General features: G+C 29.9%; 21 protein-coding genes. 8 read left to right on the forward strand and 13 right to left on the reverse strand.

The window, feature by feature from the left end; translation table 11 throughout:
- Positions 1-136: 136 nt before the first annotated feature.
- Positions 137-352 (reverse strand): DUF951 domain-containing protein, encoded by a 216-nt coding sequence (locus tag CPAL_RS08800; protein ID WP_061859109.1) that lies wholly within the window; start codon positions 350-352, stop codon positions 137-139.
- Positions 353-518: 166 nt separating this feature from the next.
- On the opposite strand from CPAL_RS08800, the gene yyaC reads away from it, so the two are divergent.
- Positions 519-1,136 carry a spore protease YyaC gene (gene yyaC, locus CPAL_RS08805; RefSeq protein ID WP_061859108.1) on the forward strand — a complete coding sequence of 206 codons (618 nt, stop codon included), beginning with the start codon at positions 519-521 and terminating at the stop codon, positions 1,134-1,136.
- Positions 1,137-1,173: 37 nt separating this feature from the next.
- On the opposite strand, the gene CPAL_RS08810 is transcribed toward yyaC, so the two are convergent.
- From CPAL_RS08810 to rpmH, 12 genes are all read right to left on the reverse strand, one after another.
- Entirely contained in the window at positions 1,174-1,677 is a 504-nt protein-coding gene (locus CPAL_RS08810; protein WP_061859107.1) for a DUF4446 family protein, read from the reverse strand.
- Positions 1,678-1,717: 40 nt separating this feature from the next.
- Entirely contained in the window at positions 1,718-2,563 is an 846-nt protein-coding gene (locus CPAL_RS08815; RefSeq protein WP_061859106.1) for a ParB/RepB/Spo0J family partition protein, read from the reverse strand.
- A 6-nt stretch (positions 2,564-2,569) separates the two neighbouring features.
- Positions 2,570-3,337, reverse strand: coding sequence for a ParA family protein (locus CPAL_RS08820; protein ID WP_061859105.1), 768 nt, complete (start codon positions 3,335-3,337; stop codon positions 2,570-2,572).
- A 235-nt stretch (positions 3,338-3,572) separates the two neighbouring features.
- Positions 3,573-4,352 carry a nucleoid occlusion protein gene (gene noc / locus CPAL_RS08825; RefSeq protein WP_061859104.1) on the reverse strand — a complete coding sequence of 260 codons (780 nt, stop codon included), beginning with the start codon at positions 4,350-4,352 and terminating at the stop codon, positions 3,573-3,575.
- Positions 4,353-4,434: 82 nt separating this feature from the next.
- Entirely contained in the window at positions 4,435-5,106 is a 672-nt protein-coding gene (gene rsmG, locus CPAL_RS08830; RefSeq protein ID WP_061859141.1) for a 16S rRNA (guanine(527)-N(7))-methyltransferase RsmG, read from the reverse strand.
- 56 nt (positions 5,107-5,162) lie between these two features.
- On the reverse strand, positions 5,163-7,055 hold the full coding sequence (gene mnmG / locus CPAL_RS08835) for a tRNA uridine-5-carboxymethylaminomethyl(34) synthesis enzyme MnmG (protein WP_061859103.1): 1,893 nt from the start codon (positions 7,053-7,055) through the stop codon (positions 5,163-5,165).
- Between the two features lie 12 nt (positions 7,056-7,067).
- Positions 7,068-8,447, reverse strand: coding sequence for a tRNA uridine-5-carboxymethylaminomethyl(34) synthesis GTPase MnmE (mnmE, locus tag CPAL_RS08840; RefSeq protein ID WP_061859102.1), 1,380 nt, complete (start codon positions 8,445-8,447; stop codon positions 7,068-7,070).
- 182 nt (positions 8,448-8,629) lie between these two features.
- A complete protein-coding gene (gene jag, locus CPAL_RS08845; RefSeq protein WP_061859140.1) occupies positions 8,630-9,259 on the reverse strand; it encodes an RNA-binding cell elongation regulator Jag/EloR in 630 nt (209 codons plus the stop codon).
- A 67-nt stretch (positions 9,260-9,326) separates the two neighbouring features.
- Positions 9,327-10,052 (reverse strand): membrane protein insertase YidC, encoded by a 726-nt coding sequence (gene yidC / locus CPAL_RS08850; protein WP_061859139.1) that lies wholly within the window; start codon positions 10,050-10,052, stop codon positions 9,327-9,329.
- Positions 10,053-10,085: 33 nt separating this feature from the next.
- Positions 10,086-10,298 (reverse strand): membrane protein insertion efficiency factor YidD, encoded by a 213-nt coding sequence (gene yidD / locus CPAL_RS08855; protein ID WP_420535941.1) that lies wholly within the window; start codon positions 10,296-10,298, stop codon positions 10,086-10,088.
- The gene (gene rnpA, locus CPAL_RS08860) at positions 10,298-10,639 is read right to left on the reverse strand and encodes a ribonuclease P protein component (RefSeq protein WP_061859101.1); all 342 of its coding nucleotides are present in this window, start codon (positions 10,637-10,639) and stop codon (positions 10,298-10,300) included. The genes yidD and rnpA overlap by 1 nt, the downstream gene beginning before the upstream one ends.
- A gap of 58 nt (positions 10,640-10,697) precedes the next feature.
- Positions 10,698-10,832, reverse strand: a complete 135-nt coding sequence (rpmH, locus tag CPAL_RS08865; protein WP_061859100.1) for a 50S ribosomal protein L34 — start codon at positions 10,830-10,832, stop codon at positions 10,698-10,700.
- Between the two features lie 559 nt (positions 10,833-11,391).
- Between rpmH and dnaA the strand changes: the two genes are divergently transcribed.
- The 7 genes from dnaA (at position 11,392) to gyrA (ending at position 20,298) form a co-directional block, all read left to right on the forward strand.
- Positions 11,392-12,759 (forward strand): chromosomal replication initiator protein DnaA, encoded by a 1,368-nt coding sequence (gene dnaA / locus CPAL_RS08870; RefSeq protein WP_061859099.1) that lies wholly within the window; start codon positions 11,392-11,394, stop codon positions 12,757-12,759.
- Between the two features lie 261 nt (positions 12,760-13,020).
- Complete coding sequence (gene dnaN, locus CPAL_RS08875; RefSeq protein ID WP_061859098.1) at positions 13,021-14,124, forward strand: DNA polymerase III subunit beta; 1,104 nt, start codon at positions 13,021-13,023, stop codon at positions 14,122-14,124.
- Between the two features lie 35 nt (positions 14,125-14,159).
- Positions 14,160-14,366 (forward strand): S4 domain-containing protein YaaA, encoded by a 207-nt coding sequence (gene yaaA, locus CPAL_RS08880; RefSeq protein ID WP_061859097.1) that lies wholly within the window; start codon positions 14,160-14,162, stop codon positions 14,364-14,366.
- A 46-nt stretch (positions 14,367-14,412) separates the two neighbouring features.
- Positions 14,413-15,495 (forward strand): DNA replication/repair protein RecF, encoded by a 1,083-nt coding sequence (gene recF, locus CPAL_RS08885; protein ID WP_106024446.1) that lies wholly within the window; start codon positions 14,413-14,415, stop codon positions 15,493-15,495.
- Positions 15,496-15,517: 22 nt separating this feature from the next.
- A complete protein-coding gene (gene remB / locus CPAL_RS08890; protein WP_061859095.1) occupies positions 15,518-15,787 on the forward strand; it encodes an extracellular matrix regulator RemB in 270 nt (89 codons plus the stop codon).
- A gap of 15 nt (positions 15,788-15,802) precedes the next feature.
- On the forward strand, positions 15,803-17,716 hold the full coding sequence (gene gyrB, locus CPAL_RS08895; protein WP_106024447.1) for a DNA topoisomerase (ATP-hydrolyzing) subunit B: 1,914 nt from the start codon (positions 15,803-15,805) through the stop codon (positions 17,714-17,716).
- Between the two features lie 20 nt (positions 17,717-17,736).
- Positions 17,737-20,298 (forward strand): DNA gyrase subunit A, encoded by a 2,562-nt coding sequence (gene gyrA, locus CPAL_RS08900; RefSeq protein WP_106024448.1) that lies wholly within the window; start codon positions 17,737-17,739, stop codon positions 20,296-20,298.
- The last annotated feature ends 457 nt before the right edge of the window (positions 20,299-20,755 follow it).

The raw sequence follows: 20,755 nt of genomic DNA on the forward strand, positions 1-20,755 counted from the left end.
TTGACAAACCCATGCACTCCATCTCCTGTTATTATTAAGATGGGCTTAAGGCTGATTTTGACTATTGTCAGTCCTATTCTACATGATTTTTTCACAGGGGTGTTGCATTTAATATTGCAATTTAAGTTAAGTCGTTTTAAACACTATCTTGTTGATCTTGTGGTGAATTTTGTTTTATTATTTTCTTTACTCTCTTTTGAAATTGACTTCTTGGTAGCATAACTATTCTATTGCATCCTAAACATTTAATCTTTATATCTGCCCCTAATCTTATTACTTCCCATTCTTTACTTCCACATGGATGTTGTTTTTTCATTTCAACTATATCCCCTAAATAAAATTCCTTTATCATACCTTAACCCCTTTCCATTTAAGTTTTTCATGTACCCTAATTATAACATAATATATTAAATTATATCATGCCTATCATATCTTTATAAATATTCTATTAACTCCTTAAATATTTAAAGTATAAAAATCTTACTTTTGTAAATAATTATGGAAAAGGAGGTTTTGTAATGAGTAGCAAATTGACTTTAAACTCCATGGAAATAGATTCAGTATATAAGCTTAGAGATATTCTTTCTGAAAAACTCATCAAAATATTAAAATCTAAACGTCCTATTATTTTCCTTTGTATTGGTACAGATAGATCAACTGGAGATAGCCTTGGACCACTAATAGGACATAAATTACAGAATATTCTTAGTGATGAATTTGTTTTATATGGGACTTTAGAGAATCCTGTTCATGCTAAAAATTTGTGTTCAGTAATAGAGGAAATAAATCTTAAATATAATGATCCATACATAATAGCTATAGATGCATGTCTTGGTAGTTTTCAAAATATCGGAAATATAGTTATAGAAGAAAAGCCTTTATCTCCAGGATCAGCAATGAATAAGGACCTGCCCTCAGTTGGAAACCTAAGTATAACAGGAATTGTAAATATGTCAGGCACTTTAGAATTTATGGTTCTTCAAAACACAAGATTATATACAGTCATGCATTTAGCTGATGTTATTTCTCGAGGAATATATCATTCTATACTAAAAACAGTAGGAAGCAAAAAAAAATCCAACTTTAATCTAACACTATCTAATACTATTGAAAGTTTAAAAATTAAATACAAATAAGCTCCAGAGATAATTATCTTTGGAGCTTATTTGTATTTTAATTTACCTTATTACAAGCCTCTAATAAAACTTGTTCTTCCTCCTCTGAAAGGTCATATCTTGAAATTCCTTTATCTATTGGCTTTGCATAAACCACACTTTCATCTCTTCCGTAAATTCCTGTAAGTACAATTCCATCATTATTGCCGTTCAACATAGCTATTGAAAAACTTAAATCGCTTCCCACATCCTCAAAAGCTTTGTATCTTACAATAGAAACTTTTTGAGTGCAATTTTTTATTCTATTAATTAATTCTTCATGTTGAGATTTTATTTCTTCTGTCTTTTCTTCTACTGCATCTATTCTATCAAAATAGCTTAATACAACCTCTTCTAAATTTTTATTATTAACTCCTCTAGTTAATTTTCTATACTTGTTTTCTAATTTATTAATAGAGCTTAAAATGACTAATATAACTATGATTAATATTACTGTAATAATGAAAAGACCGGCTATTACGTATGGTTGAAATTTCTCTAAAATGTCTAATATCTCTTTCATTTATTATGTCCTCCTCTAAACTGTGTTTCACGTGAAACAATTATAAATTTAATATATCAATAATTCTTTGTAATTCTTCTTCTGAATAATATTCTATTTGAATTTTACCTTTTTTACCTTTAGAAGTTATGCTTACTTTAGTATTGAATAGATTTTCCAATTTGCTTTCTATATCTGCATAATAAGGATTAATAGCCTTCTCTTTATTAACAGTTTTCTCAGGCTTCTTTTTGTTCATATTTCTAATAAGTGCTTCGATTTGCCTAACACTTAAGGATTCATCAATTATGGTTTGAGCTAATTTATACTGAATATCTTTATCTTCCACAGCTAACAATGCTCTTCCATGCCCTTCACTAATTACACCATCTATGAGATATTCTTGAACTCTAGTATCTAAATTTAATAACCTCATGCAATTTGCAATTGCTGTTCTAGACTTACCAATTCTTTTACTAAGCTCTTCTTGAGTTAAAGAAAAGTCATTAATGAGCTTTTTATAAGCTACTGCCTCTTCAATAGGATTTAAATCTTCTCTTTGAATATTTTCTATCAAAGAAACTTCTAGTACTTCCTTATCATTTAAATCTAAAATTACTGCAGGAACTTCTTTCAATCCTATGCTTTTTGCCGCTCTCCATCTTCTTTCTCCAGCAATTATAGTATAAAATCTTCCTTCTTTCTTTAAAACTAATGGTTGAATTATTCCATGTTCCTTAATAGATTCTGCTAGTTGAATAATCTTTTCTTCATCGAAATTTTTTCTTGGCTGATCACTATTAGCCTTTATCAGGTTAATATCAATTTTCATTATTGAATCTTCATGCGAAGCTTCATCAGGTATTAATGCACCTAATCCTTTACCTAATCCGTATTTCTTAGTCAATGATTATCACGCTCCTTGTTTTTTTAAAAATTCCTTTGCCAATTTTTCATATGCTTCAGCTCCTCTGCACTTATCATCATAAAGCATAATAGGTAAACCAAAACTTGGCGCTTCTGCTAATCTTATATTCCTAGGGATGGTTGTCTTATAAACTTTGTCCTTAAAGTATTTACTAACCTCCGCTGCAACTTCATTACATAATTTAGTTCTGCTATCATACATGCTTAATAAGACTCCTTCAATATCTAGGTTCTTATTTAAAGACTTTTTAACAAGTTGAATAGTACTAATTAGCTGACTTACTCCTTCTAAAGCATAAAATTCGCACTGTATAGGAATTAAAACACTATTAGCAGCACTTAAAGCATTTATGGTTAAAAAGCCTAGAGATGGCGGACAATCTATGAATATAAACTCAAATTCATCTTCTAAACCTTCTATTTCTCGTCTTAAAATAGTTTCCCTACCTTCTTTATCTATTAATTCAATTTCTGCTCCTACTAATTCCATATTGGACGGAAGTATGTACAAATTATTGATAAGTTCACTTTTAATAATAGCATCTTTAATTGAAACATCAGAAGCTAATACGTCATAAATAGAGTACTGTATACTTTTTTTATCGATTCCAAGACCACTTGTGGTATTCCCCTGAGGATCTATATCTATAGCTAATACTTTATGTCCATTCATAGCTAAATTGGAACATAAATTTATATTAGTAGTTGTTTTTCCAACTCCGCCTTTCTGATTAAAAATACATATAGTCTTCATCTCATCCCCCCCTAATTTAAAGTACATACTATTTTTTTTGTGATTTTTATATATAAATATTAGCCATTATATCCATTATAATATCTTATAATATATTTATAAATATTAAAAAGTAAAAAAACACTTAAATTTCTTAATGATAGAAATTTAAGTGCTTGTTTCACGTGAAACATTAAAAATTTAAAATAGTATTTCAAATTACTAGTCAAAGCTAAATAATACTTTAAAATAAATTCTATTTTTTAGGCACATCTATTATAATTTGAATTTTATCATCTAATTCCTTGCTCCTATAAGTAGCTCGTACACCATATTTGTCAAAAACCTGCTTTACTGTATTGACATATATTCTTGCATTAAATATTCCCTTAATTTTTTTCTTGCCATCAGCAGCAAGTTCCTTACCGCTCATTTTTAGCAATTGTTTATTTATTAATTCCTCGGTTGCTCTTACATTTAATCCTCTTTTTATAACAGTTTTTATAACTTCTTCCTGCAATTCAATAGTAGGCAATTTTAATAAAGCTCTTGCATGCCTTTCTGTTAAATTATTCTCTAATATCATTTTTGTTATTTTTTCATCTAACTTCAAAATTCTTAATTTATTTGCTATAGTAGACTGCTTCTTTCCAATTATCTCTGCAAGCTGTTCTTGAGTATAATTATACTCTTTTATTAAATTATAGTAAGCTTGTGCTTCTTCTAAAAAATTTAAGTCTTCTCTTTGAATATTTTCTAATAGGGCAATTGCAGCAGAGTCCTTGTCATCAATATCTACAATTATAACTGGTACTTCTTGAAGACCTATCTTTTTTGCCGCTCTAAATCTTCTTTCGCCTGCAATAATTTCATATTTATCTTCCTCTAATTTTCTTACAGAAATAGGTTGAATTATTCCATAAGCTCTTATAGATTGAGCCAATTCCTCAATTGTCTCTTCATTAAAGTACTTTCTTGGCTGATAAGCATTAGGAACAATGGCACCAATAGATATATATTTCACATCTTTTTGCATAACTTCCCCATCCCTTCATTTAGTGCACTAAGCTATGTTGTGAAATTATATGAATTTCTTAATAATCAAAACACAGAAATCATTATAAAGGTTTTTTATTAGCCATTCCTGCTTTTCTTGGATACTGCTTAGGAGTATTTTTTATTTTCTTAATGATCACTAAGTTATGATTTAAATCACTATCTTCTATTTCAACCTCCATAATATCCTCTAATTTGCCGCCTAAAATTCCAATAGCTCTTTTTGCATTTATAACTTCATCTTCTACAGAAGGACCTTTCATAGCTACAAAGTAGCCTCCAACTTTTACATAAGGTAAGCAAAATTCGCTTAGTGCAGCCAAATTAGCTACTGCTCTTGAAACAACTGCATCAAATTTTTCTCTATACTCAGAAGTTTGAGCATAATCTTCTGCTCTACCATGTACAGTAGATACATCCTCAATTCCTATATTTTTTAAAATATCATTTAATACATTTATTCTCTTTTTTAGTGAATCTAATAAAACAATTTCTACATCTGGTCTCATAATTTTTATTGGTATACCTGGAAATCCTCCTCCAGTTCCTATGTCAATAATTTTTCCTGCATCTTTTAATGGTTTAAATTTAAATATTTTCATACAATCTATAAAATGCTTCTTTATTATTTCTTCATCCTCTGTTATAGCCGTAAGATTAACTTTTTCATTCCATTCTTTTAATAGATCTCTATATTTTATAAACTTTTCATATTTTATATCATCAAACTCCATGCCCACACTACTAGCTGCAGCAGTTAATATATCATAATATTCTTTACCCAATTATATTATTCCTCCTTAGCATTCACTGTTTTATTATATTGCTCAAGAGCTATTAGAAGAACTGATATATCAGCCGGAGATACTCCTGAAATTCTAGATGCCTGACCAACATTTACAGGTCTCATTTTATTTAACTTTTGAACAGCTTCTATTCTAAGTCCCTTAACTGAATTATAATCAAACTCCTCAGGAATTAGCTTATTCTCCATCTTTTTGAATTGCTCTACTTGCTCTAATTGCTTTTGAATGTATCCTTCATATTTTGCCATGATATTAACCTGATCCTGAACATCTTTTGAAAGATTTGGTCTTTCTGGATCTAATGGAGCTACCAAATAATAATTTAGTTCAGGCCTCTTTATTAATTCATATAAGCTTATAGGTTTTCTTAAAGGTACTGAATTCAACTTTTCTAAGAACTCATTAACTTCTTGTTTATTAGTAATTTGAAGATTTTTTATTCTTTCAAGTTCACTATTTATAGCATTTTTCCTCTTTAAAAATTTTTCATACCTCTCTTCAGTTACAAGTCCAATTCTATGGCCAATTTCCGTAAGTCTAAGATCCGCATTATCCTGTCTTAGCAATAATCTATACTCTGAACGAGAAGTCATAATCCTATATGGTTCTTCTGTACCTTTAGTTACTAAATCATCTATTAAAACTCCTATATAAGCATCAGATCTCTTTAAAATCAGAGGCTCCTTATTTTGAATTTTTAAAGCTGCATTTATACCTGCTATTAATCCCTGACTAGCTGCTTCTTCATATCCAGAACTTCCGTTAATCTGTCCTGCAGAAAAAAGTCCACTAATTTCCTTAAACTCTAAACTTAGCTTTAGTTGAGTAGGATCTATACAGTCATATTCTATAGCATATCCTGTTCTCATAATTTCTGCATTTTCAAGTCCTATTACGCTTCTTATCATCTGAACTTGTACTTCTTCTGGAAGAGAACTTGACATTCCTCCTACATACATTTCTTCTGTATCTTCTCCTTCTGGTTCAATAAATATCTGATGCTGCTGCTTCTCTGGAAATCTCATTATTTTATCTTCAAAGGAAGGACAATATCTTGGTCCAACACTTTTTATAGAACCATTGTATAAAGGAGATCTATCAATATTATCAAGTACAACATTTTTAGTTTTATCAGTTGAATAAGTTAAATAGCAGGAAACTTGTTCTCTTTCTATATTTTCACTCATAAATGAAAAAGGCACTACTTCTTCATCACCTTTTTGCTCAATCATCTTTGAAAAATCAACAGACCTCCTATTAATTCTAGCTGGAGTCCCTGTTTTAAATCTTCTTAATTTTATACCATGTTTTATTAAACTATCTGATAAATAATTTGCTCCCATAAGTCCACTTGGACCACTTTCATATTCAACTTCACCAATTATTATTTTAGATTTCAAATAAACTCCTGTAGCCAAAATTACAGCTTTTGCTTTATAATATGCCCCATTTCGAGTTAAAACACCCTTAACTTTATTTTCTTCTATATCTATTTCTACAATTTCTCCTTGTCTTAGATATAAATTTTCAGTCTTTTCTAAAGTATGCTTCATTGTTTGAGCATATCTATGCTTATCCGCTTGAGCACGAAGAGAGTGAACAGCTGGTCCTTTAGATGTATTGAGCATTCTAGATTGAATATATGTTTTATCTATATTAATTCCCATTTGCCCGCCTAAAGCGTCAATTTCTTTTACTAAATGACCTTTAGCTGTACCACCAATATTTGGATTACATGGCATCATAGCAACACTTGCTAAATCTGTAACAAATACACCAGTCTTAGCTCCTAGTCTAGCACTAGCTAGAGCTGCTTCACAACCTGCATGACCTGCTCCAATAACAACAATATCAAATTCACCTGCAAAATATCTCATAATATCCTCCTGTTACTTTCCTAAACAGAATTTAGAAAATATAGTGTCGATTATATCTTCTTCTACTGTATCACCATTTATTTCCCCTAAACTTCTCCAAGCATTTCTAAGATCAATAGACGCTAAATCTATAGCAAAGGTATTATCTAAAGCTCCTATAGCTGAAATTAAACTTTCTCTAGTTCTTATCAAGGCCTCTTTATGTCTTGCATTAGTAATCATTACTTCCTTTGCTGTAACTTCTCCTCTAAAAAATAATTCTTTAATAACTTGTTTAAATTTATCTAATCCTTCACCAGTCTTTGCTGAAATTTCTATAATATAATCTGAGTTCAAATCCTTAATTGAATCTTTATCTATCTGCAATTCTAAATCAGTTTTATTAAGTAAAACTATATATTTTTTATCTTTAATAAATTCAATCACTTCTTTATCTTCCTCATCTATTTTCCTACTTGCGTCTAACACCAAAACTACTAAATCAGCACTTTCTATTTTTTCTCTTGATTTTTCTACACCTATTCTCTCAACAACATCTTCAGTTTCTCTAATTCCTGCTGTATCAACGATTTTAATAGGTATTCCATCTATGCTTATATATTCCTCTATTATATCTCTTGTAGTTCCTGGAACCTCTGTTACAATAGCTCTAGACTCCATAAGCAAAGCATTTAAAAGAGATGATTTTCCAACATTTGGTTTACCAACGATTACAGTATTTAGTCCTTCTCTTAATATCTTACCTTCATCAGCGCTATTTAACAATGCTTCCACTGATTTTAATATATCTTCAACTTGTGCTTTAGCCTTTTCAGAAGTAACCTCTTCTAGATCATCCTCAGGATAATCAACAGTAGCTTCTATGGAAGCTATAATTTCAAGAAGTCCATGTCTAAGCTCTTTTATTTCTCTGGAAATCTTACCGTTAGATTGCTCTAAAGCAGATTTCGCACTTAGTTCTGTTTTAGCTCTTATTATATCAATTACTGCTTCTGCTTGGCTTAAGTCAATTCTTCCATTTAAAAAGGCCCTTTTAGTAAACTCCCCAGGTTCTGCAATTCTCGCACCTGCTTTTATAACTTCTTCCAATATTCTTTTCGTAACTACTACTCCACCATGACAGTTTATTTCTACAGTATCCTCAGCAGTGAAACTTCTAGGTCCCTTCATATAGCTTACTATAACTTCATCTAAAGTTTCACCTGTATCTTTATCTATAATAAATCCATATCTCATGGTATATGTCTTTATATCGTCTAATTTTTTATCATTTTTACCTTTAAAAATACTGCTTACTATTTTTAGAGCCTTATCTCCAGAAACTCTTATTATTGATATTCCGCTCTCACCTAAATTTGTAGCAATAGCTGCTATAGTGTCAAATTCTTTCATAATTTCACCCTCTCTAAGTTTGAAGTTTACTATATATACATCTATAATTTCAATAGCAATACTATACTTTTAACTATTTTTTTCTAAAGTAACTAAAAGTATTATTCTATAAATTTAATATTAGCATTTACCTAGAACATATCCAAATTTTTTATTAAAAATTAAAAGAAAGCCTTTTTATACTAGGCTTTCTTTTTTAAATCAACAACTACTTTTCTATAAGGTTCTTCACCTTCACTATATGTAAGTACATATGCATCATTTTGAAGAGTAGCATGAATAATCCTTCTCTCATAAGGATTCATTGGCTCCAATTTTACAGCTCTATTGGTTTTTCTAACTTTATAGGCTATTTTTGTTGCAAGCCTTTTTAATGTTTCTTCTCTCTTTGATCTATAGTTTTCAGTGTCCAATATAACCTTTTTATATTCACCATTATTATTTTTATTAATAACCAAACTTACTAAGTACTGAATGGAATCCAGTGTTTCTCCTCTATGCCCTATAACCAACCCCATGTTAGGACCTATTAGGTTGATATTTATTATATCATCATTTTCTTTAATATCTATTTCAGCTAATATTCCCATGGCATTTAAAACTTCTCTTAAAAACTTCCTAGCATCTTCTATATAATCATTTTTAAGGGTTACTTCTATTATGGCATCTTTCCCTTTAAATAACTTAAACAAACCTTTACTACCTTCATCTATAATTTTTATATTGACTTTATCCTCGGTTACATTGAGCTCCCTTAAAGCATTTTGAACAGCTTCTTCTACAGTTCTTCCATTCATCTGTATAGATTTCATACCCAATACACCAGCCTTCCTAAACTCAAAATAAGGCACAATTATAACATTTATTTATTTCAAATATTTATTTCAAACCTTCTTTTACTGTTTTTTTATTCTCCATAGCTTTCATAATTAAAGTCTGACCTATTTGGAATAAGCTGTTTGTTACCCAATATAATACTAACGCTGAAGTAAACTTAAAACTCATATATGTTATAAAAATTGACATTCCTACACTCATATTTCTTGTCTGTTTTGCTTGAGCATTATCTCCAGTACCAGCAGGTGTCATAATTGCAGTAGAAAGATATGTTAATATTCCTGAAAGTATCGGCAATATCCATGTTCCTGGATTTGATGTTGCAGTTCCCATTAATTTAAGTCCCAAAAAAGTTACATTAGCTATATTAGGCTCAATTATAGCTAAATTATTAAATACATAATATAAAGCTATAAGTATAGGCCACTGCAATAAAAGCGGAAGGCATCCACCTAAAGGATTAACGTTATTCTCCTTATAAAGCTTCATCATTTCTTGTTGTTGCCTTTGTGGATCATTCTTATACTTTTCTTGTATTTTCTTCAATTCAGGCTGTATTTCACTCATTTTAACTTGAGACCTAATTTGCTTATAGTTTAATGGAAACAATAATAATCTTATTATAATTGTAACTATAATTATAGTTAAACCATAAGAAATATTAGGATTGCCTACAATACTGTGAACCCCGTTATGTATTATACCAAAAAATCGTACCAAGGCATTATTCAACCAATTGGTTTTTAAAGCCAATAATCCATAATTCATAAAAAAGATATCCAAACAAAAACCTCCTCCAAACTATTTAACTGGATCATATCCACCCGGATTAAATGGATGGCATTTTAATATTCTTTTTATAGCCATTATACCACCCTTAAAAGCTCCATATCTTTCAATGGCTTCTATGGCATACTGAGAGCAGGTCGGATAAAACCTGCAGCTAGGCCTTTTTAAAGGGGATACATACCTTCTATAAAACTTTATTACATTAATAAATATTATTTTCAACATTATTGATATAGACCTGCCCTTTTTAACAGATTTATAACCGAGCTTTCTACTTCATTGTAACGTTTTCCTTTTATAGCATTCCTCGCAACAAAAACCAAATCATATCCATTTTTTAAATTTTTTCGATTCAATCTATAGCTCTCACTAATTAATCTCTTCACTCTGCTTCTCACTACACTATTTCCTACCTTTTTACTGACAGATATTCCTACTCTGGTAGTATCCAAATTCATGTTATTCTTAAATACATACAACACTAATAACGAATTAGAGTATGATTTCCCTTTTCTATATACTCTTCGAAACTCTACATTTTTTCTTATTTTATACTTTTTTTTCATTGCAAGTGCTCCTTTTTTTCTGCTAATTGCAGAAAAAGGCCACCACCGCGGCCTTATCTTATGCTGTCAATCTTTTTCTTCCTTTTTGTCTTCTTCTTCTAAGAACATTTCTTCCAGATAAAGTCTTCATTCTCTTTCTGAAACCATGTTCCTTTTTTCTCTGTCTCTTTTTTGGTTGGTATGTCATCTTCATATATATACACCCCCTTTATGTACCGTGGCACTTTATATTTAAAACAAGTTATTTCAACTATAAAGCAGTTTTACCATTCAATTATATATATATCCCCTGTTATTGTCAAGATTGTGGTAGATTGTTGATATTTTTTTCTTCATTAACTCTTTTTTTGTGGATAAGTTCTTGAAGAGTAGATGTTCTTTTGCTATTATTATTGTTAGGCTGTTGATAATTTATATATTTATAAAGTTATTCACAGGTTGTGGACATTTTTGTGCATAACTTGTGCTATATCCCTTAAACTCTGCATTTTATTTTTTTATTTTTGACTTATTTTCTTATTTTATTCAAAGTATAACTATGTTGATAATATATTTTTTTCATATGTTAATAACTACTTTGCATGTAATTTCATTAACATTATTATACACATGTGAATATTTTTTTTTATATTTGTCAACAACCTATAATAACGGTTTATATCTTGTTTATAATGTGTTAATTTTCTGTTAGTATACTATACATAATTATTTTATTATAAAAAATAATTTTTATATAGACTGGAGGATAAGAAATGGATGCCCAATTAAACCAACTTTGGGATAAAACCTTAAATATAATAAAAGGTGAACTTACCGAAGTAAGTTTTAATACATGGATAAAAAGCATAGTTCCTATATCTTTAGAGCAAAATACAATAAAATTACAAGTTCCTAACGACTTTACTCGGGGCATTCTTGAAAGTAGGTATAAGGATTTAATTGTTAATGCTATTAAACTTATAACTTCTAAAAAATATAATATTGATTTTTTAATTTCATCAGAAGATAAACTTAGTGATGACAAAACTAGTATTAACAACACTTCCAAGAGTAGTAAAGCAAAAAAAAGCAATATAATCGTTAGTGATGAAATGTCTTCTATGCTAAATCCCAAATATACTTTTGATTCTTTTGTAATAGGTAATAGTAATAGATTTGCTCATGCTGCATCCCTAGCAGTTGCAGAAGCTCCAGCTAAAGCTTATAATCCACTATTTATATATGGAGGAGTTGGTCTTGGTAAGACTCACCTAATGCATGCTATCGGTCATTACATATTGCAAAACAACCCAAAAGCAAAGGTAGTCTATGTTTCATCTGAAAAATTTACTAATGAACTTATAAACTCTATAAAAGATGACAAAAATGAGGAATTTAGAAATAAATACAGAAATGTAGATGTTTTATTAATAGATGATAGTCAATTTATAGCTGGTAAAGAACGTACTCAAGAAGAATTTTTCCACACCTTTAATACTCTTTATGAAGCTGATAAACAAATTATTCTCTCTAGTGATAGGCCTCCAAAAGAAATTCCTACATTAGAAGATAGATTGCGTTCTAGATTTGAGTGGGGACTAATTGCTGATATTCAAGCTCCTGACTTTGAAACAAGAATAGCAATATTAAAGAAGAAAGCAGATGTAGAAAAACTAAATATCCCTAATGATGTTATGGTATATATTGCTACAAAGATAAAATCTAATATTAGGGAACTTGAGGGAGCGTTGATAAGAACAGTAGCTTATTCTTCATTAACTAATAGGGAAATTAGTGTTGAACTAGCTGCTGAAGCATTAAAAGATATAATATCCAATGAAGAAAATAAACAAGTGACTATAGATCTTATTCAGGATGTAGTTTCAAACTACTTTAATTTAAAAATCGAAGATTTAAAATCTTCAAGAAGAACACGCAACATAGCTTTTCCAAGACAAATAGCTATGTACCTAAGTAGAAAATTAACTGATATGTCTCTCCCTAAAATAGGTGAAGAATTTGGTGGAAGGGACCATACTACAGTAATACATGCTTATGAAAAAATATCTACAAACTTAAAGAATGACGAATCTTTAAGAAACGTTATTAATGATTTAACCAAAAAAATTAATAACAACTAACAATTGTTTATAATATCATGTATACAGCATTGTGGATACAATTGAAATATATTTTTTTACTATTTTATTGTGGATAAAAATAAAGGGGTTCTTTTAAATTATCCACAATAATTTTTGTTTTATTTTTTCCGATTCTCCTTAGGTTGAACGACTTATCAACATATTCACATACCCTATTACTATTACTACTATAAATAATTTATTTAATTATCTAATCTTTTATATAAAAAATTTACTGTTAATAATAAGGAGGCATATTTAATGAAATTCACATGCTCAAAAAATAAATTACAAGAAGCTATATCAATAGCTCAAAAAGCTGTAACTGGAAAATCTCCAATGCCAATACTACAATCTCTATATATATCAGCAAAAGACAATACTTTAACTTTAATAGGATCTGATATTGATTTAAGTATAGAAACAAAAATAGAAGCTGATGTTGAGGAAGAAGGTACTACGGCAGTTGACTCAAAAATATTCGGCGAAATAATTAGAAAACTTCCTAATAGTTCTGTTAATATAAGTACTATAGAAAATAATTCAATAGAGATAATATGTGAAAAGTCCAAGTTTGATCTTGTTCATATGGATCCTGAGGAATTTCCAAGTTTACCAAAAATAAATGAGAATATAATATTCAGTATTCCTCAAAAAACATTAAAAAACATGATAAAAGGAACTATATTTGCAACAGCTCAAGATGAAACCAGACCTATCTTAACTGGTATTCTTTTTGAAGTTAAGGACAAAAAACTTAATTTAGTTGCATTAGATGGCTATAGATTGGCTTTAAGAAGCAATAACATAGACAATGAAAATACAATAAATGCAGTTATTCCTGGAAAAACATTTAATGAAGTGTCGAAAATATTAGGTGATGATGATGAAAATGTAAATATAACTTTTACACCTAATCACATTTTATTCAATTTAGGTCAAACTAAGATTATATCAAGATTATTAGAAGGTGAGTTCATAAAGTATAACTCTATAATTCCTGAAGATTATAAGTTAAAAGTAACGGCTAAGAGAGTTGAATTGCTAAATTGTATAGAAAGAGCTTCTTTAATGGGCAAAGATGGTAATACCAACTTAGTAAAATTTGATATAAAGGATGACACACTTATAATTACATCTAATTCTCAATTGGGAAAGGTAAGAGAAGAATTAAACATAATTTTGCAAGGAAATGAATTAGAAATTGCATTTAATTCAAAATATCTTATAGATGTATTAAAGATACTAGAAGATGAAGAAATAGTTATGGAATTTGATAGTAGTGTAAGTCCATGTGTAATCAAGAATAAGGAAAATAATGGATACACATACTTGGTGTTACCAGTAAGGTTGTTAAGAAGTTAACAAAGATAAATAAAAATTAATTGGAGGACCAAGATATGAAAGAAGTAAAAATAGAAACTGAGTTTATTAAGTTAGATTCTTTTTTAAAGTGGGCTGGAGTTGTTTCACTAGGTTCAGAAGCAAAATTCTATATTCAAAACGGAAAAGTTAAGGTAAACGGTGAAAAAGAATTAAGAAGAGGAAAAAAATTATTTAAAGGAGATATAGTTGAATTTAATGGTGAAACATATAAAATTATTTAGAAAATAAGTTATAATCTTATGTTATAATTATATGATAGGTGTTTTTATGTATATTAAAAGTTTAAATTTGGTGAATTTTAGAAACTATAAAAACTTATTTTTAAACTTAAGCAGCGGGGTGAATGTTTTCATAGGGGATAATGCTCAAGGAAAAACAAATATACTTGAAAGCATATATTACTGTAGCCTTGGTAAATCACATAGAACAAATAAAGATAAAGAGTTAATAAAGTGGGGAGCTAAAGAAGCTTATATTAGCATATATGTTTCAAAGAAAAGGTTAGATAAAAAAATAGATATAAAGATTTTTAAAGAGGGAAAAAAAGGAATAAGAGTTAATTCAGTAAAACTAAATACAATTTCAAATCTTATAGGAATATGTAATGTAGTTATGTTTTCTCCTGAAGATTTAAAGATAGTTAAAGAAGCTCCCTCATATAGAAGAAAATTTATAGATATCGAACTAAGCAAACTTAATAAGAAGTATTATTATAGTCTAGTACAATATAATAAGGTTTTAAATGAAAGAAATACTGTTTTAAGAAAGTGGAATAAGGATAAAAATATAATTGAAATATATGATAAGCAGCTAAGTATTTATGGTGGTTTTATAATAAAAGAGCGAATTAAATATATACAAAAGCTGAATGAAAAAGCAAAAGAAATCCATGAAAAAATAACTTCAGAAAGTGAAAATATTAATTTTAAATATAATACATCAATAAAAAATTATGATAACATTGAAAAAGAACTTTTTAATTTATTAAGAGAAAATGCAGAAAAGGATTTTGAAAGAGGTACGACAACTTTAGGTCCACATAGAGATGATTTCTCTATAACTATAAATGATATAGATACAAGAAAGTTTGGTTCTCAAGGACAACAAAGAACTGCCGTACTATCTATTAAGTTTGCGTCACTAGAGATAGTAAAGGAACAAAGTGGAGAATATCCTATTCTTCTTCTAGATGATGTTCTTTCGGAATTGGATTTAAAAAGACAAAAATATATTTTAAATTCAATAAAAAAAGTTCAGACTATAATAACGGGTACGGGGATAATTGATATTAAAAATTATTTGGAAAGTGACGTAAAAGTTTTTACGGTTACCAATGGAACGATTAAGTAAGAGTCACTTAAGGAGGATATTTATGTTTTTGCATTTAGGAGAAAATGTAGTAGTTCCATTAAAAGATATAATAGGGATATTCGACATAGAGAGTACCATGTATAGTACAGATACTATTCAATTTTTAAGAATGGCTGAAGAAGATGGATTTGTAGAAAGAATAACCAAAGATACACCAAAGTCTTTTGTTGTTGCTGAAGTGGATAAAAAGAGCAAAATTTATCTATCACCTATATCTTCTTCCACTTTAACTAAAAGAACTCAGAATATATTCTATGAACCTAAAGAGTAGGATAGGAGGGCATTCATGGAAAATAAACAAGTTTATGATGAATCGCAAATACAAGTACTTGAAGGTCTAGAAGCAGTTAGAAAAAGACCGGGAATGTACATTGGAAGCACAGGAATTAGAGGGCTTCATCATTTAGTTTATGAAATAGTAGATAATAGTATAGATGAGGCTTTAGCAGGATTTTGTAAAAACATAAATGTATATATACATAAGGGTAATTCTATAACTGTTGAAGATGATGGAAGAGGGATGCCAGTAGGGATGCATCCAAAAATGCATAAGCCAACTGTAGAAGTTATAATGACTGTTCTCCATGCTGGTGGTAAATTCGGTGGAGGAGGATATAAAGTATCAGGAGGTCTCCATGGAGTTGGAGCATCAGTTGTTAATGCTTTATCTGAATTTTGTACAGTAGAAGTAAAAAGAGAAGGGCATAGATGGCAGCAGAAATACGAGAGAGGTAAGGCTATAACTGGCCTTGATATTATTGGTGATGATGATGGTCATGGTACAACAGTGCATTTTAAACCAGACCATGAGATATTTGAGGAATTAGAATTTGATTATGATACATTATCGCAAAGATTGAGAGAATTAGCTTTTTTAAATAAAGGTATAAGAATAACTTTAATCGATGAAAGAGGAGAAGAAATAAAAAAAGATGAGTTCCATTATGAAGGTGGAATTAAGTCCTTTGTATCTTACTTAAATAGAAATAAAGAAAAAATTCATCCAGAACCTATATATGTAGAGGGAAAAAAGGATGATTATATTGTTGAAGTAGCTCTTCAGTATAATGACACATATAGCGAAAATATATTTTCTTTTGCCAATAATATTGATACAGTTGAAGGTGGAACTCACTTATCAGGGTTTAAAACTGCCTTAACTAGAGTGTTAAATGATTATGCTAGAAGATATGGCTATTTAAAAGAAAATGATAAAAACTTATCAGGAGAAGATACAAGAGAAGGGCTTACTGCAGTAATATCAGTAAAACTTACTGACCCTCAATTTGAAGGTCAAACAAAAACTAAGCTTGGAAATACTGAAGTAAGAGGTATAGTTGATTCTATAGTAACCGAAAGTGTAAATACATTTTTAGAAGAAAATCCAGCTGTTGCTAAAGTTATTATAGAAAAGGCACTAACTGCAGCAAGAGCGAGAGAAGCTGCTAAAAGAGCGAGAGAACTTACTAGAAGAAAGAGTGTATTAGAAAGTACAACTTTACCAGGTAAACTTGCTGATTGCTCATCTAAGGATCCAAAGGAATGTGAAATATATATCGTAGAGGGAGATTCTGCGGGTGGATCTGCAAAGCAAGGAAGAGATAGAAGATTTCAAGCTATTTTGCCACTTAGAGGTAAAATATTAAATATAGAAAAGCAGAGATTAGATAGAATATTAGCTTCTGATACAATAAAGGCTATGATAACAGCATTTGGTGCGGGAATAGGAGAAGATTTTGATATAGAAAAAATAAGGTACGATAGAATAATAATAATGACCGATGCCGATGTAGATGGAGCTCATATAAGAACTCTTTTATTAACCTTCTTCTATAGATACATGAAAGAATTAGTGGAAAAGGGCCATGTATATATAGCTCAACCACCTTTATATAGAATACAAAGGGGAAAAGAATTGAGATATGCTTATTCTGATGATGAGCTTCAGAATATATTAACAGAAATGGGCGGAAAAGATAAAAATACTGATATTCAAAGATATAAAGGTCTTGGGGAAATGAATGCGGAACAATTATGGGAAACTACCATGGATCCGGAAAAAAGAACATTGCTTCAAGTTACAATAGAAGATGCAATGGTAGCAGATGAAATCTTTACTATCCTAATGGGAGATAAAGTAGAGCCTAGACGTGAATTCATACAGGAAAATGCTAAGAAAGTTGTTAACTTAGATATATAAGGTAATGAAGAGGTGTTGAAATGAACAACCAAGGTAATGTTTTACCAGTAGACATAAGTCAAGAGATGAAAAAAAGTTATATAGATTACGCTATGAGTGTTATTGTTGGTCGTGCACTTCCTGATGTAAGAGATGGTTTGAAACCTGTTCATAGAAGAATACTTTATTCTATGCATGAATTAGGATTAACACCAGATAAACCATACAGAAAATGTGCAAGAATTGTCGGGGATGTTCTTGGTAAGTACCATCCTCATGGAGATTCAGCTGTATATGATGCATTAGTTAGATTAGCACAAGACTTTTCTATCAGGTATACATTAGTAGATGGTCATGGTAACTTTGGTTCTGTAGATGGAGATGGCGCTGCTGCTATGAGGTATACAGAAGCCAGAATGCAGAAGATAACAGCTGAGATGTTAAGAGATATAAACAAGGAAACCGTGGATTTTATGCCTAACTTTGATGGAGAAGAACAGGAGCCAACAGTTCTTCCATCAAGATTTCCTAATCTGCTTGTAAATGGTTCAGCTGGTATAGCTGTAGGTATGGCTACTAATATTCCACCACATAACTTAACTGAGGTTATAAATGGAATAGGTATGCTGATTGATAATCCAGATGTTACAATAGATGAACTAATGACTCAAATTAAGGGACCAGATTTTCCAACTTACGGACTTATTGTAGGTAAATCAGGAATAAGAAAGGCATACGAAACAGGTCGTGGAAAGATAACTGTTAGAGCAAGAGCTACTATTGAGGAGCATAAGGGAAGACAAAGAATCATAGTTACTGAGATACCATACCAAGTAAATAAAGCAAAGCTTATTGAGAGCATAGCTGCTCTAGTTAAAGATAAAAAAATAAACGGAATCTCAGACCTTAGAGATGAATCAGATAGAGAAGGTATGAGAATAGTTATTGAATTAAAAAGAGACACAAATGCCAATATAGTTTTAAATCAGCTATATAAACATACAAAGATGCAGGATAGTTTTGGAATAATAATGCTGGCTTTAGTAAATGGAGAACCTCAGGTTCTAAATCTAAAACAAATATTAAAGCATTATTTAGAATTCCAAGAAGAGGTTATAAGAAGAAGAACTCAATTTGATTTAAATAAAGCATTAGCAAGAGCTCACATTTTAGAAGGATTAAGAATAGCTTTAGACCATATTGATGAGGTTATAGACCTTATTCGTAGTTCTAAGACTCCTAATGAGGCAAGAGAAGGTCTTATTGTCCAATTTAATCTTTCAGAAAAGCAAGCTCAAGCTATATTGGATATGAAACTTCAAAGACTTACTGGTCTTGAAAGAGAAAAGATAGAAGAAGAATATAATAACTTAATGGAACTTATAAAGTATTTAGAACAAATATTACAAGATGAGTCCTTAGTATTAAAGATAATTAAAGATGAGTTAAATGAAATTAAGATTAAATATGGCGATGAGAGAAGAAGTGAGATTGTATCTAGCAATAGTGATGATATAGATGATGAAGATTTGATAGAAGATAAGGATGTAGTAATAACATTAACTCATGCTGGTTATATAAAGAGATTGCCAATAGAAACATATAGCGCTCAAAAACGTGGAGGCAGAGGAATACAGGCTATGTCTACAAAGGAAGATGACTTTGTAGAGCATATAATAACTACATCAACTCACAGCAATATTATTTTCTTCACAAATCTAGGTAAAGCATACCAACTAAAAGCGTATCAGATACCAGAAGCAGGAAGAACTGCTAAGGGAATGAACCTAGTAAATTTAATACCTTTGAACCCAAATGAAAAAATTCAAGCTGTTTTATACTTAAATGATTTTAATGAAGATAACTATCTTATCATGGCTACTAAGAATGGGCTTATAAAGAAGACTTCTCTTGATAAATATGCCTCAATTAGAAAAAATGGATTAAATGCTATAAATTTAAGAGAAGATGATGAGCTTATAGGGGTAAGAGTTACAACAGGTGATTGTCAGATTATATATGTCACTAAAAATGGTTATGCTATAAGATTTGATGAAAGAGATGTAAGACCTATGGGAAGGATTGCATCAGGTGTTAAAGCTATAACTCTAAGAGAAGGCGATGCTGTTGTTGGTATGGAAATAGCTCAAAAGGATGGAGAACTTCTAGTTGTAAGTGAAAATGGATATGGTAAGAGAACTCATATAGAAGAATATTCGCTTCAAAAAAGAGGAGGAAAAGGAGTTATAACTTATAAGATATCTGAAAAGACAGGAAAGGTAGTAGGAGCAAGATTAGTATCTGATGATGAAGAGATTATGCTAATAAATAATAGCGGAATAGCTATTAGAATCAATGTGTCTGATATATCTACTACAAGCAGAAATGCTATGGGTGTAACTCTGATGAAAACTACAGATGAAGAAAAAATTGTAGCTATGGCTAAAGTTAACATTACTGAAGATAATGATTTAAACAAGACTTGCAACCACAAAGAAGAAGTTGATGTAGAAGATGATTATGAAGATATTGATATGGATGAAGATAATATAGATAATGTGACTATAGAAGATAATGATATAGATGATAATGATTATAATTAAATAAATTAATAAAAAGACTAATTCCTTGCTTAATAAAGGTTTAGTCTTTTTATTATACTTAAAAGTAAAATACACAATACCAGGAGTATCAATATGTAAATAAATTAGAAAATAGGAGAAATAGATAGATAAATAAATATAATTTATATATACAGTGTAAAATAAAGTTACATATAAGAGGCTTGTCTGATAATATATCTTTTGTCGTCGCAAAAGACGACAAAAAGTTATTCACTTAATTTAAAATTTTAATTTTTAGTTAAGAAATTTTAAAAAGAGTGTTGACAAACAAAAATAAACTTGTTATACTGAATAAGCTGTCAGATGACAGCGAAAAATAAAAGATTTGGTCTTTGAAAATTAAACAGAATTAAGGTAAATAAAAGCCAGTCAATGACTTATGAGTAGATTAAACTTTTAATATGAGAGTTTGATCCTGGCTCAGGACGAACGCTGG

It is taken from the genome of Clostridium thermopalmarium DSM 5974, assembly GCF_002995795.1.
Lineage (GTDB): Bacteria > Bacillota > Clostridia > Clostridiales > Clostridiaceae > Clostridium_H > Clostridium_H thermopalmarium.

Coding starts and splice junctions, on each gene's coding strand:
- CPAL_RS08800 (WP_061859109.1), bottom strand. CDS start 352: ATGATAAAGGAATTTTATTTAGGGGATATAGTTGAAATGAAAAAACAA.
- yyaC (WP_061859108.1), top strand. CDS start 519: ATGAGTAGCAAATTGACTTTAAACTCCATGGAAATAGATTCAGTATAT.
- CPAL_RS08810 (WP_061859107.1), bottom strand. CDS start 1,677: ATGAAAGAGATATTAGACATTTTAGAGAAATTTCAACCATACGTAATA.
- CPAL_RS08820 (WP_061859105.1), bottom strand. CDS start 3,337: ATGAAGACTATATGTATTTTTAATCAGAAAGGCGGAGTTGGAAAAACA.
- noc (WP_061859104.1), bottom strand. CDS start 4,352: ATGCAAAAAGATGTGAAATATATATCTATTGGTGCCATTGTTCCTAAT.
- rsmG (WP_061859141.1), bottom strand. CDS start 5,106: ATGGAGTTTGATGATATAAAATATGAAAAGTTTATAAAATATAGAGAT.
- mnmG (WP_061859103.1), bottom strand. CDS start 7,055: ATGAGATATTTTGCAGGTGAATTTGATATTGTTGTTATTGGAGCAGGT.
- mnmE (WP_061859102.1), bottom strand. CDS start 8,447: ATGAAAGAATTTGACACTATAGCAGCTATTGCTACAAATTTAGGTGAG.
- jag (WP_061859140.1), bottom strand. CDS start 9,259: ATGAAATCTATACAGATGAATGGAAGAACTGTAGAAGAAGCTGTTCAA.
- yidC (WP_061859139.1), bottom strand. CDS start 10,052: ATGAATTATGGATTATTGGCTTTAAAAACCAATTGGTTGAATAATGCC.
- yidD (WP_420535941.1), bottom strand. CDS start 10,298: ATGTTGAAAATAATATTTATTAATGTAATAAAGTTTTATAGAAGGTAT.
- rnpA (WP_061859101.1), bottom strand. CDS start 10,639: ATGAAAAAAAAGTATAAAATAAGAAAAAATGTAGAGTTTCGAAGAGTA.
- rpmH (WP_061859100.1), bottom strand. CDS start 10,832: ATGAAGATGACATACCAACCAAAAAAGAGACAGAGAAAAAAGGAACAT.
- dnaA (WP_061859099.1), top strand. CDS start 11,392: ATGGATGCCCAATTAAACCAACTTTGGGATAAAACCTTAAATATAATA.
- dnaN (WP_061859098.1), top strand. CDS start 13,021: ATGAAATTCACATGCTCAAAAAATAAATTACAAGAAGCTATATCAATA.
- yaaA (WP_061859097.1), top strand. CDS start 14,160: ATGAAAGAAGTAAAAATAGAAACTGAGTTTATTAAGTTAGATTCTTTT.
- recF (WP_106024446.1), top strand. CDS start 14,413: ATGTATATTAAAAGTTTAAATTTGGTGAATTTTAGAAACTATAAAAAC.
- remB (WP_061859095.1), top strand. CDS start 15,518: ATGTTTTTGCATTTAGGAGAAAATGTAGTAGTTCCATTAAAAGATATA.
- gyrB (WP_106024447.1), top strand. CDS start 15,803: ATGGAAAATAAACAAGTTTATGATGAATCGCAAATACAAGTACTTGAA.
- gyrA (WP_106024448.1), top strand. CDS start 17,737: ATGAACAACCAAGGTAATGTTTTACCAGTAGACATAAGTCAAGAGATG.